Origin of the sequence: Pseudomonas rhodesiae, from assembly GCF_013285305.1 — a bacterium.
In the GTDB taxonomy this organism is placed as follows: Bacteria; Pseudomonadota; Gammaproteobacteria; order Pseudomonadales; family Pseudomonadaceae; genus Aquipseudomonas; species Aquipseudomonas rhodesiae.
In genome coordinates this window covers 133042-144995 of sequence record NZ_CP054205.1, presented here as the reverse complement: position 1 = coordinate 144995, position 11954 = coordinate 133042, and the positions used below count along the sequence as shown (strand labels likewise).

9 protein-coding genes are annotated in these 11954 nt (G+C 61.0%); 4 read left to right on the top strand and 5 right to left on the bottom strand.

Going from position 1 to position 11954, the window contains the following annotated elements; translation table 11 throughout:
- The first annotated feature begins 15 nt into the window (after positions 1-15).
- Complete coding sequence (locus HRH33_RS00635) at positions 16-978, top strand: CobW family GTP-binding protein (RefSeq protein WP_167417346.1); 963 nt, start codon at positions 16-18, stop codon at positions 976-978.
- Here HRH33_RS00635 and HRH33_RS00630 read toward each other — a convergent pair.
- Entirely contained in the window at positions 972-1367 is a 396-nt protein-coding gene (locus HRH33_RS00630) for a DUF3301 domain-containing protein (RefSeq protein WP_034101555.1), read from the bottom strand. The genes HRH33_RS00635 and HRH33_RS00630 overlap by 7 nt on opposite strands.
- 117 nt (positions 1368-1484) lie before the next feature.
- Here HRH33_RS00630 and pdxY point away from each other — a divergent pair, with 117 nt between their 5' ends.
- Positions 1485-2357: a pyridoxal kinase PdxY gene (pdxY, locus tag HRH33_RS00625; RefSeq protein WP_167417345.1), complete on the top strand. Its 873-nt coding sequence runs from the start codon at positions 1485-1487 to the stop codon at positions 2355-2357.
- Positions 2358-2422: 65 nt separating this feature from the next.
- Here the strand turns inward: pdxY and HRH33_RS00620 are convergent, their stop codons facing one another.
- Positions 2423-2908 carry an acyl-CoA thioesterase gene (locus HRH33_RS00620; protein WP_034101553.1) on the bottom strand — a complete coding sequence of 162 codons (486 nt, stop codon included), beginning with the start codon at positions 2906-2908 and terminating at the stop codon, positions 2423-2425.
- A 293-nt stretch (positions 2909-3201) separates the two neighbouring features.
- On the opposite strand from HRH33_RS00620, the gene HRH33_RS00615 reads away from it, so the two are divergent.
- Positions 3202-4965 (top strand): cation:proton antiporter, encoded by a 1764-nt coding sequence (locus HRH33_RS00615; RefSeq protein WP_034101552.1) that lies wholly within the window; start codon positions 3202-3204, stop codon positions 4963-4965.
- Between the two features lie 17 nt (positions 4966-4982).
- Here HRH33_RS00615 and HRH33_RS00610 read toward each other — a convergent pair whose 3' ends face one another.
- The 3 genes from HRH33_RS00610 to uvrD all read right to left on the bottom strand — a co-directional run bounded on the left by HRH33_RS00610 (position 4983) and on the right by uvrD (position 8755).
- The gene (locus tag HRH33_RS00610) at positions 4983-5390 is read right to left on the bottom strand and encodes an SMI1/KNR4 family protein (protein ID WP_034101551.1); all 408 of its coding nucleotides are present in this window, start codon (positions 5388-5390) and stop codon (positions 4983-4985) included.
- Positions 5391-5524: 134 nt separating this feature from the next.
- On the bottom strand, positions 5525-6391 hold the full coding sequence (locus tag HRH33_RS00605; RefSeq protein WP_034101550.1) for a Tim44 domain-containing protein: 867 nt from the start codon (positions 6389-6391) through the stop codon (positions 5525-5527).
- Between the two features lie 180 nt (positions 6392-6571).
- Positions 6572-8755, bottom strand: a complete 2184-nt coding sequence (uvrD, locus tag HRH33_RS00600; protein ID WP_173603345.1) for a DNA helicase II — start codon at positions 8753-8755, stop codon at positions 6572-6574.
- 268 nt (positions 8756-9023) lie between these two features.
- Here uvrD and HRH33_RS00595 point away from each other — a divergent pair, with 268 nt between their 5' ends.
- Positions 9024-11903, top strand: a complete 2880-nt coding sequence (locus HRH33_RS00595) for a GGDEF domain-containing phosphodiesterase (protein ID WP_034139861.1) — start codon at positions 9024-9026, stop codon at positions 11901-11903.
- Positions 11904-11954: the final 51 nt, after the last annotated feature.

Below are 11954 nucleotides of genomic sequence, written 5' to 3'. Positions count from 1 at the left end.
TGAATGATGCCCTCTATGCTGCAGAACATTCCCACTCATGTGATAGCCGGGCCATTAGGTGCCGGCAAGACCAGCCTGATCAAGCAACTGCTGGCCCAACGCCCGGAAGATGAGCGCTGGGCAGTATTGATCAATGAGTTCGGCCAGATCGGCTTGGACGCCGCGCTGCTGACCCAGGATGACGACGGTATTGCCTTGGGCGAGGTCGCCGGTGGCTGCCTGTGTTGTGTGAACGGTGCACCGTTCCAGGTAGGTCTTGGCCGTTTGTTGCGTAAGGCCAAGCCGCATCGTTTGTTTATCGAGCCATCGGGGTTGGGCCACCCGGCGCAGTTGCTCAAGCAGTTGCGCCAGGCGCCGTGGCAGGGCGTGTTGACGGTCCAGCCGTGTGTGCTGGTCCTGGATGCCCAGGCCCTGGCCAGAGGCAACCCCTTGCCGCCGGCACAACAGGAAACGCTGACCAATGCTGGGCTGCTGGTCTTGAACAAGGAGGAGGGGCTGGACGCGGTGCAGCGTCAGGCGATTGAGGCCCGGTTACCCGATTGCCCGCGTTACTGGACCCATCAGGCGCATCTGCCATTGGCCCTGCTGCCGGGGTTGGATCAGCACGCGGGCGAGGCTGTGGATAAAGGTCATGAGTCTCAAGGCTTGGCGCATATACCGGCGATCTGGAGCGATCCGACCGTGCCGATCTGCTTGAGCCATGCCCAGGACGGCGGCTGGAGTGTGGGTTGGCGTTGGCATCCTAGCCAGCAATTCGACACTCAACGCGTGGCGGCGTGGCTGGCAGACCTCGCGTGGCGGCGCGCCAAGCTGGTTATCCACAGCCGCGACGGTTGGGTCAGCGCCAATGCGGTGGATAACTGCTCGCTCGCGTGGCTGCCCAGCGAATGGCGCCGTGATTCTCGTGTTGAATTGATCTTCAGCACGCCACAGGACGTGGCGGCATTGCAGGCCGAGTTGGCGGCCTGCCGTTATTGACGGTGCTTGGTGCTGTGGTCCTGGCGCCATTGGCTCAGCTCGATAATCTCGGCGCTGGGCAAAGGTGTCTTGATCTCGAACGGGTAGGGCGCCAGTTCAATCTGCGCGCTATGGGCGCCGAACTGAGTGATGGTGCCGGGGTGGCGGGTTTCGCCGGTCACGGTGAACTCGAAATTGTAGACCCGCGCCAAACGCCGCCGCCCATTGGCATCTTTTACAAAGCCGATGCGCTTGAGCGCTACCGCGCCGTCCAGCAGCTCGATGTCGAGCTTGGCGCAATGCTGCTTGACCCGCTCCAACGCGCGCTCGCGCAAGCCGTGGTTGTGCCACACCCAGGCGGCACCGGTCGCCAGCAGCATCAACACAAACATGTTTCCCAGGGTCAGCATGCGATGAACTCCAACAAAGTGAGAGCAGCTTAACTGTGTCGCCGGTCTGTCGTACAGGCTGCGTTTAGTCGCATACTGCGCGGCCAGAATCCAAACGGCTTTACGGAAATCCCCTGCATGAAACGCACCCCTCATCTGCTTGCGATCCAGTCTCATGTGGTCTTTGGCCACGCCGGAAACAGCGCCGCCGTGTTCCCCATGCAGCGGGTCGGGGTAAACGTCTGGCCGCTCAACACGGTGCAGTTCTCCAACCACACCCAGTATGGACAGTGGGCGGGAGAAGTGTTGGCGCCGCAGCAAATTCCTGCGTTGGTGGAAGGCATTGCCGCCATCGGCGAGCTGGGTAACTGCGACGCCATCCTGTCCGGTTACCTGGGCAGTGCGGACCAGGGCCGGGCGATCCTCAATGGTGTGGCGCGCATCAAGGCGGTCAATCCCAAGGCGCTTTACTTATGCGACCCGGTAATGGGGCATCCGGAAAAAGGCTGCATCGTGCCCCAGGAAGTCAGCGATTTTCTGCTTGATGAAGCCGCGGCCATGGCCGACTTCCTGTGCCCCAACCAACTGGAACTGGATAGTTTTGCCGGGCGCAAACCGCGCTCGCTGTTCGATTGCCTGGCCATGGCCAAGGCGTTGCTAGCCCGTGGGCCCAAGGCGGTTCTGGTCAAGCATTTGGATTACCCGGGCAAGTTGCCGGACGGCTTCGAGATGCTGCTGGTAACCGCCGACGCCAGTTGGCACCTGCGCCGGCCGTTGCTGGCCTTCCCGCGCCAGCCGGTGGGGGTGGGAGACCTGACATCCGGGTTATTCCTGGCCCGTGTGTTGTTGGGCGACAGCTTACTGGCGGCCTTTGAGTTCACCGCTGCGGCCGTCCACGAAGTACTGCTGGAGACCCAGGCTTGCGCCAGTTATGAATTGGAACTGGTGCGCGCCCAGGACCGTATCGCCCATCCTCGCGTTCGCTTCGAAGCGACACCCATCACTTTGTAAGCACACCTGACCCAATGTGGGCGCAAGCCCGCTCCCACATTGTTGTTGGGTTTACGGCCTCGGACTTACGGTGCGTCGGCCTTGATTTCCTGATAGCGCTTTTCCAGCTCCTGGCGGATCTGCCGACGTTGCTGAGCCTGCACAAAGCGCCGCTTGCTTTCACTGTTATGCGGTTGCAATGGCGGTACGGCCGCCGGTTTGCGCTGGTCGTCCACCGCCACCATGGTAAAGAAGCAGCTGTTGGTATGCCGCACCGAGCGCTCGCGAATGTTCTCGGTGACCACCTTGATGCCCACTTCCATGGAGGTATTGCCGGTGTAGTTGACCGAAGCGAGAAAGGTCACCAGCTCGCCGACATGGATCGGCTCGCGGAAAATCACCTGATCCACCGATAACGTCACCACATAGCGCCCGGCGTAACGGCTGGCGCAGGCGTAGGCCACTTCGTCGAGGTACTTGAGCAACGTGCCGCCGTGGACATTGCCTGAGAAGTTGGCCATATCAGGGGTCATCAAGACCGTCATCGACAGCTGGGCGTTTCCGGGTTCCATAGCACACTCACGGGTTGTAGGCATTGGTGGGGGGAGCACCTCTGCGGGTGCTGGACTCTTTACTGCGCTAGCCCTAACGGGACGCCGGCGGGCGGCTTGCCGTCACGCGTAGGCCGATCTGTTTCCATATATTGCACCGGCTTTTCGCCGGAAGTCGCGGTGTTAACCTTCAAAAGCCCGTCTCAGGGCATTTCTTACGATTTAGGTAGACTTTTCCTTCAGCTTTTTAAGACCAGTTAACGCTGCGAGCTGAAGTGGGAAAAGCGCCGGTACCCTCAAGGAGCCCCCTCGCCATGCACGCCATCAGCTTTATCCAGGACTTGGCTGTGATCATGTTGGTGGCAGGGGTGGTTACCATCCTGTTTCATCGGCTTAAGCAGCCTGTGGTGCTGGGGTATATCGTCGCCGGCTTTATCATCGGCCCCCACACGCCACCCTTCGGGCTGATCCACGACGAAGACACCATCAAGACCCTGGCCGAGCTGGGGGTGATCTTCCTGATGTTCTGCCTGGGCCTGGAGTTCAGCCTACGCAAGTTGTTCAAGGTGGGGGCCACTGCGTTTATCGCGGCGTTCCTGGAAATCATCCTGATGATCTGGATCGGCTACGAAATTGGCCGCTGGTTCGACTGGAGCACCATGGACTCGCTGTTCCTCGGCGCGATCCTGGCCATCTCTTCCACCACCATCATCGTCAAAGCCCTCAATGACCTGAAGATGAAAGACCAGCGCTTCGCCCAACTGATTTTCGGCGTGCTGATCGTGGAAGACATCCTCGGGATCGGCATCATCGCGCTGTTGTCGAGCATCGCCGTCAGCGGCACGGTCAGCTCCGGCGAGGTGTTTTCCACGGTCGGCAAGCTCTCGCTGTTCATGGTCGTCGCGCTGGTGATCGGTATTTTGCTGGTGCCGCGCCTGCTGGCCTATGTGGCCAAGTTCGAAAGCAACGAGATGTTGCTGATTACCGTGTTGGGCCTGTGCTTCGGTTTCTGCCTGCTGGTGGTCAAGCTGGAATACAGCATGGTGCTGGGCGCGTTCCTGATTGGCGCGATCATGGCCGAGTCGCGGCAGTTGCTTAAGATTGAGCGCCTGATCGAGCCGGTTCGCGACATGTTCAGTGCGATTTTCTTTGTCGCCATCGGTCTGATGATCGACCCTCAAATCCTGCTTCAGTACGCCTGGCCTATCGCTGTGATCACCGTGGCGGTGGTGCTGGGCAAGATGCTCTCCTGTGGCCTGGGGGCGTTTATCGCGGGTAACGATGGGCGTACGTCATTGCGGGTTGGCATGGGCCTGTCACAGATAGGTGAGTTTTCCTTCATCATCGCGGCGCTGGGGATGACGTTGCAGGTGACCAGCGACTTTCTGTATCCGGTGGCGGTGGCGGTCTCGGCAATTACCACTTTGCTCACCCCCTATCTGATTCGTGGGGCCGACCCGTTGTCATTGAAGATGGCGGCAGTGATGCCTCGGCGCATGAGCCGGGTGTTCGGTATGTATGGCGAATGGCTGCGCAGCATTCAGCCTCAGGGAGAGGGCGCGATGCTGGCGGCGATGATCCGCAAAATCGTCCTGCAAGTGGGAGTGAATCTGGCGCTGGTGGTGGCGATCTTCTTTGCCGGCAGCTATTTCGCCGCACGTATCGGCGGGTATCTGGAAGGTTGGATCAGCGATCCCAGCTGGCAAAAGGCATTGATCTGGGGCGGGGCGCTGCTGTTGTCGCTGCCGTTTTTGATCGCGGCGTACCGCAAGCTCAAAGCCCTGTCGATGTTGCTAGCGGAGATGAGCGTCAAGCCGGAAATGGCCGGGCGGCATACCCAGCGTGTGCGGCGGGTGATTGCCGAGCTGATTCCGATTCTGTCGCTGTTGGTGATCTTTCTGCTTTTGGCCGCGTTGTCGGCCAGTATCCTGCCGACCAACAAGTTGCTGGTGCTGATCGCGGTGGTGGCGGCGGCGGTGGCGGCGGTGCTCTGGCGCTGGTTCATCCGCGTGCATACGCGGATGCAGGTCGCGTTGTTGGAAACGCTGGACAACCATAACGATACGCCGGAGCACTAAAGCGCCGAGTACGGGACTCAGCTTTCCAGCCAGACGTCCCGCGCCCAGTGCCAGACCGATTCCCAGGTTTCTTCCTGGACAAGTTCCTCTTCGGCGGACCACAGCACCACAGTGCCGTCTTCCTCAACGCAGTAGTAGTCGTCGCCGTCCTGGCAGATCGGGATCAGGCTACGCTCCACACCGGCATCCCAGGCATTGGCGGCCACGTCCGGCAGGTAGGTATGAGATTGAGGGTCGGTGACGGTCACCGGCTCCAGGCTGCCGTAGACCACGTCGCTGACGGTCAGCAGAAATTCGCGGAAGACAAAGGGGATATCGATGAACAGCTGTTCTTCGATTTCCACCAGCAGGTCTTCGTCAGGCAGTTCCAGCGGAACCGGAACCGGTTCGTTGGCTTCACGCAGTTGTTCGATGATTTCTTCCACGGCCGGGATCCTCTTGCTGATGGCGCGGGTTGATAGGGGCGTTTTATACAGTAGCTCGCTATAAGTGCAACCGTGAAATAGAAAACCCCGGACAGGTCCGGGGTTTCGTTGTTGCGGCCTCAAGCGAGCGGGGATCAGCCGTTCTGGCGGATACCGGCGACCAGCCAAGGCTGGTTATCGCCCTGGGCGCGTTCCATGTTCCAGCTTTCGCTGAACGCTTCGCCCTGGTCGAAACGCGAGGTTTTCGACACACCGCTGAAGGTCAGGGTGGCGATGGTCTTGTCGGCGCGGTCATCCACACCGTCAAGCTGGACGCGCAGGTCGTCAATATAGGTCGATTGGAAACCGTCGCCCAGATCGGCGCGTTCGCGCTTGAGGAACTCCAGCAGTTGTGGGGTCACGAACTCGGCGATCTTGTCCATTTCGTTGGCGTCCCAGTGCTGCTGCAGGGACTGGAAGTGGCTGCGGGCCGCTTCGATAAAACGCTCTTCGTTGAACCAGGCCGGTGCATTGATCACCGGACGGGCGGCAGGCGCTGCCGAACCACCGAAGATCGAGCCCATGGCCGGCTTCTGCTCGAACACTTCACGCTGCATCGGCGCGCCGGCCGGAGCCAGGTGCTCCTGCTGCTTGCGGCGACGGGCGGCGATAAAGCGGAAGATCACGAAGGCGATGACCGCCAGGATCAGGATGTCGAAGATCTGCATGCCCTGGAAGCCACCACCCATGAACATGGATGCCAGCAGGCCACCGGCTGCGATACCGGCCAGAGGGCCCAACCAGCGCGAAGCGCCGCCAGCTTTGGCCGCAGCGCCTGCTGCACCGGCCGCGCCTGCGGTGGCTGCTGCACCGCCCGCACCGGCGGATGGGGCCATTTGGCTGGTCTGGTGAGTGGGGGCTGCGCCCGAACTTTTGCCGCCACCGAAGCGTTTGGCGTTGGCGTCGAGGCTCATCGTCAGGCCGATGCACAACGCCATGGCGATGCTAAGAAAACGTTTCATAAAGGGAATTCCCATTTGTGGATTGCACGCGCGCCATGTTGCACAGGTGTAATGACAGTGGCTAGCGACATAATGTTTCGGGCTTTTGCGTAGGACTGAATCCGAAAGATCTGTAGGACTAATTACAGGTATGGGCTCGCGCTCGTTAAAAACAAGGATAACGAGCGGCTAGCCCGCGGTTCAGATCGCTTCGAGCTTGGCGTAACCCATCATCAGCCACTTGCTGCCTTCGGCGAAGTTCACCTGCACGCGGGCCTGGGCACCGGCGCCTTCGAAGTTGAGGATCACGCCTTCGCCGAAGATCGCATGCTTGACCTGCTGGCCAAGGCTGAACGTTGTTTCCGGAATCTCGGAACCGGCGAACATGTTGCTGGAGTTCTGCTGCTGGCCACCGCCGAACGGGCGACTGACGCTGTTGGACAAGCGCACTTCCTGGATCAGACCCTTGGGCACTTCGCGTACGAAGCGCGACACCTTGTTGTAGGTTTCGCTGCCGTACAGCCGTCGGGTCTCGGCGTAGGTCATCACCAGGTTCTGCATGGCCCGGGTAATGCCCACGTAGGCCAGCCGGCGTTCTTCCTCAAGGCGGCCGGGTTCTTCCAGGCTCATCTTGTGTGGGAACAGGCCCTCTTCCATGCCCACCAGAAACACGTACGGGAATTCCAGGCCCTTGGCGCTGTGCAGGGTCATCAGCTGAATGCTGTCTTCGTGCTCGTCGGCCTGGGTATCGCCGGCTTCCAGGGACGCATGGCCGAGGAATGCGGCGAGCGGGGTCAGTTCTTCGTCTTCCTCAGTGTTCTCGAATGCACGGGCCGCGCTGACCAGTTCCTCAAGGTTTTCCACCCGGGCCTGGCCTTTCTCGCCTTTTTCCGCTTCGTGATAGGCGATCAATCCGGACTGCTCGATCACGGTCTGTGTCATCAAGTGCAGGGGCATTTCCGCGCACTTGGCCGCGAGGTTCTCGATCAGTTCGACAAACACGCCCAGCGCCCCGGCTGCGCGACCGGTCAAACCCTTGTTGGCGATCAGCAGGCGCATGGCCTCCCACATCGACACACCGGCGTGGCGGGCATGCTCGCGGATCGCTTCAACAGTTTTTTCACCGATGCCACGGGCCGGGATATTGATCACCCGCTCCAACGCCGCGTCGTTACCACGGCCTTCCAGCAACCGTAGGTAGGCCATGGCGTTCTTGATTTCCGCGCGCTCGAAGAAGCGCTGGCCGCCATAAATGCGGTAGGGGATGCGCTCGCGCAACAAGGCTTCTTCCAGCACCCGCGATTGGGCGTTGGAGCGGTACAGAATGGCGATATCGCTGCGGGCGATGCCGGTTTTCAAGGCGCTTTCGATGGTTTCGACCACATAGCGCGCTTCATCGTGTTCGTTGAATGCGGCGTACAGGTTGATCGCTTCGCCTTCGCCGCCGTCGGTCCACAATTCCTTGCCCAGACGCCCGGTGTTGTTGGCGATCAAGGCGTTGGCGGCCTTGAGAATGCCGGCGGTGGAGCGGTAGTTCTGCTCCAGGCGGATAGTGACCGCGTCCGGGAAATCCTCGGAATACTGATAGATGTTCTCGATTTTCGCGCCGCGCCAGCCGTAGATCGACTGATCGTCGTCGCCCACCACCATCAGGCTGTCGCCGCCCTTGGCCAACAGGCGCAACCACGCGTACTGCACGGCGTTAGTGTCCTGGAACTCGTCCACCAGAATGTGCCGGAAGCGCTTCTGGTAATGGGCCAGCAAGCCCGGATTGTCGCGCCACAGGTCAAGGGCGCGCAGCAGCAATTCGGAGAAGTCGATCACGCCGGCGCGTACGCAAGCAGCCTCGTAGGCTTCATAAATGCTGCGCATGGTAGCCAGGAACAGGTCGCCACTGGCCTGAATATGTTGCGGGCGCAGGCCTTCGTCTTTCTGGCCGTTGATAAACCATTGGGCCTGACGCGCGGGCCAGCGTTGTTCATCGAGGCCCAACTCGCGAATCACGCGCTTGACCAGGCGTTGCTGGTCGTCGCTGTCCAGAATCTGGAAGGTCTGGCTCAGGCCCGCTTCCTGCCAGTGGGCACGCAACAGGCGATGCGCCAGGCCGTGGAAGGTGCCGACCCACATACCGGCCGGGCTGATGCCCATCAGCTGCTCGATGCGATGGCGCATCTCGGCGGCGGCCTTGTTGGTGAACGTCACCGACAGGATGGAGTGCGGCGATGCGTTCTCGACCTGGATCAACCAGGCGATACGGTGCACCAGCACTCGGGTTTTACCGGAGCCAGCACCGGCCAGGACCAACTGACGGCCAACGGGGGCTGCTACGGCCTGGCGTTGGGCATCGTTGAGGGAATTAAGCAAAAGAGAGAGATCATCGCGCATCGGCGCATTCTATGGCCCTCGGGGGAGTGGGGCAAATGCCAATGCCGGGCGGTCGAGACAAAACCTTCGGCATGCTCCATGCGCCGGCGCGGCGGATGACCGGTTGGTCAGGTGACGCAGCCCGCGCGGTGTCTCGCTCAAGCCGTCTGGCCCAAAGGTTTGCGCGGCGCAGCCGTGAGGTTTTTATGACGTGGAGCAGTTTGGCCGGAGCGCTTGCTTGTGTATGCTCCGTCGACGTTTCGGGCTCACCATTATAAGAACACTGCCTATGACCCTCAGCACTGACCTGCCCAGCTCCTCGGCCGCGCCCGCGCCCGCGCAGGTTATTCACAAACAGTACGCCACCGAAATGGCCGTCGAACGCACACGCCTGTTGTATCAGGGGTCGCTGCTGCCGACCTTGTTGATGCTGGTCAACGGGGTGGTGTGTGCCTGGTTGTTGTGGAACCCCGCCCAATACCTGCTCGACAGCATCTGGCTGGTGTGGCTGCTGGCATTGGTGGCGCTGCGCGTGATCCAGGTGGCGGCTTTCGATTCGGCCATGCCCAGCCGTCAGGCCAGGCCGATTTGGCGACGCATGTTCATGCTCGGCTCGGCAGTCAGCGGTCTGACCTTGGCCACCGCCGCCATCGCCCTGGCGCCGGTCAACAGCTTTATGCAGCAGGCCTGGGTGTTCGGCCTGATCGGTGCAGCCACGTTGTCGGCCAGCGTGGCGTATGCCGTAAGTTTTCCTGCGTTTCTGTCATTTGCTTTGCCCTGCCTGGTGCCTTCCATTGTCTATCTGTTCTGGAACGGCGAGCCGCAGCAACAAGGTTGGGGCGTACTCGGCCTGATTCTGCTGGCGTCCTTGAGCCTGGTGGCATGGCAGGTCAATCGCCTGATTCAGCGTGGCTTATTGCGTCGCTTTCAGAACCAGGCATTGATCGAGCATCTGCAGCAGGCGCAGCAGCGCAGTGAGCAGTTGAATCAGGACCTGGTGCGTGAAGTCGAGCAACGGCGCCAGGTCGAGCAGGAGTTGCGCGATGTGCAAGTCGGCTTGCAGGATCGCGTGGCCCAACGCAGCCAGGAGCTGGATCTCGCCAGTCAGGCCCTGAATAAAAGCGAAGCGCGCCTGGCCATGGCGTTGCAGGCCAGTGAGTTGGGGTTGTGGGACTGGAACCTGCAAACCGACGAAGTGCATCACACCCAGATCAAAGAGCTGTTCGGCCTGGAGTCTGAATGCATCACGGCCATGCTCAGTCACCTCAAGCCGCGCCTGCACCCCGATGACCTGCCATTGCTCAAGCGCGCACTGGTAGAGCACCTCAAAGGCCGTAGCGAGGACTACCAGGTGGAATACCGTGTGCGGCACGCCGACGGTCGCTGGGTCTGGATCGAAGACCGCGGCCGTGCGGTTGAACATAGCCCCAGCGGGCGCGTGATCCGTATGCTCGGCACCCGCCGGGATATCAGCGCCGGCAAAGCCCTGGAAGAGCAACAGCGCCTGGCATCGACGGTGTTCGAGGCGGCCAGCGAAGGCATTGTGATCCTCGACCCGAACTACGTGCTGATTGCCGTCAACCAGGCGTTCAGCCGTGTCACCGGCTTTGATCGCGATGACATGCTGGGCCGCAACGTGGTGGAGTTGCCCAGCAGCCGCGATGCGCGGCGTCACTTCCCGATGATCCGTCAGGCACTGCTCACGCACGGCACCTGGCAGGGCGAATTGGTGGAAACGCGCAAGAACGGCGAACTCTACCCGCAATGGCTGCAATTGAATGTAGTGCGCGATGTTCGGGGAAACGTCAGTCATATCGTGGGATTCTTCGCCGATTTGTCGGCGCGCCGCGAGTCCGAAGAACGCATGCGTCACCTTACTCACTACGACGAACTGACCGGCCTGGCTAACCGCTCGCTGTTCCGTGAACGGCTGCGTGAAGCCCATCAAAGAGTGCGTAAAGGAGGGCGCAGCCTGGCGCTGCTGCATATCAATCTGGACCGCTTCAAGCTGCTCAATGACAGCCTGGGGCACGAAGTGGCCGACCAGTTGCTGCAGAAAATGGCGCGCCGCCTGATCAACGCCTTGCCCGAGGCCGACACTATTGCGCGCTTGTCCGGCGATGAATTTGCCGTGTTGTTCGATGCCTACGGCAGCCTGTCGAGCCTGGCGCGGGTGGCCACGCGGCTGCTGGCCAAGCTGCGGGTGCCGGTCACGGTGGAGGGGCATGAATTGGTGGTCAGTGCGTCGATGGGTGTCAGCCTTTTGCCGGATAACGCACGGGAAATTTCCGCGCTGGTCAGCCAAGCCAACATGGCCATGCAACATGCCAAGCATCTGGGCGGCAACAACTTCCAGTTCTACACCGACAGCCTGCAAGCCAGCACCCTGGAGCGCTTGCAGCTGGAAAACCACCTGCGCAAAGCCATCGAAGAGCGCCAGCTCAGCGTGTTCTACCAGCCCAAGTTGTGCCTGGCCACCGGCAAGCTCAACGCCGCCGAGGCGCTGATCCGCTGGGAGCATCCGCAGTGGGGCATGGTGCCGCCGGCCGAGTTTATCGGCCTGGCCGAGGAGACCGGCCTGATCGTGCCGCTGGGGGAGTTCGTGTTGCGTGAAGCCTGCTGGCAGGCGTGCGAATGGCAGCGTCAGGGGTTGGCGCCGATTCGGGTGTCGGTGAATTTGTCGGTGCACCAACTGCGTCAGGGCAAACTGGTCAGCCTGGTGCGCCAGGTGTTGGAGGAAACCGGTCTGGACCCGCAGTACCTGGAGCTGGAACTGACCGAAAGTCAGTTGCTCGACAGCGTCGAACACATCATTGCGACCTTCCAGCAATTACGCGATCTAGGCGTGAAGCTGGCCATCGATGACTTTGGCACGGGGTATTCGTCCCTCAGTTACCTCAAGCGCATTCCGGTGGATTACGTAAAGATCGATCAAACGTTTATTCGCGGCCTGGGCCAAGGCCGCGAAGACGCGGCGATCACTCGCGCGATCATCGCCATGGCCCACGGCTTGGCGCTCAAGGTGGTGGCCGAAGGGGTGGAAGATCACCAGCAGTTGGATTTCCTGCGCGCAGAGCAGTGCGACGAGGTGCAGGGCTATCTGATCAGTCGGCCGATGCAGGCCGAGGGGGTGGCGGATTTGTTACGGAAAAATGCGGATTTTCCTTAGGGGCGCCGAGGGCGCCATTGTGGCTACAAAGCGTCTGCCCTTTGAATCAGA

Coding starts and splice junctions, on each gene's coding strand:
- HRH33_RS00635 (WP_167417346.1), top strand. CDS start 16: ATGCTGCAGAACATTCCCACTCATGTGATAGCCGGGCCATTAGGTGCC.
- HRH33_RS00630 (WP_034101555.1), bottom strand. CDS start 1,367: ATGCTGACCCTGGGAAACATGTTTGTGTTGATGCTGCTGGCGACCGGT.
- pdxY (WP_167417345.1), top strand. CDS start 1,485: ATGAAACGCACCCCTCATCTGCTTGCGATCCAGTCTCATGTGGTCTTT.
- HRH33_RS00620 (WP_034101553.1), bottom strand. CDS start 2,908: ATGGAACCCGGAAACGCCCAGCTGTCGATGACGGTCTTGATGACCCCT.
- HRH33_RS00615 (WP_034101552.1), top strand. CDS start 3,202: ATGCACGCCATCAGCTTTATCCAGGACTTGGCTGTGATCATGTTGGTG.
- HRH33_RS00605 (WP_034101550.1), bottom strand. CDS start 6,391: ATGAAACGTTTTCTTAGCATCGCCATGGCGTTGTGCATCGGCCTGACG.
- uvrD (WP_173603345.1), bottom strand. CDS start 8,755: ATGCGCGATGATCTCTCTCTTTTGCTTAATTCCCTCAACGATGCCCAA.
- HRH33_RS00595 (WP_034139861.1), top strand. CDS start 9,024: ATGACCCTCAGCACTGACCTGCCCAGCTCCTCGGCCGCGCCCGCGCCC.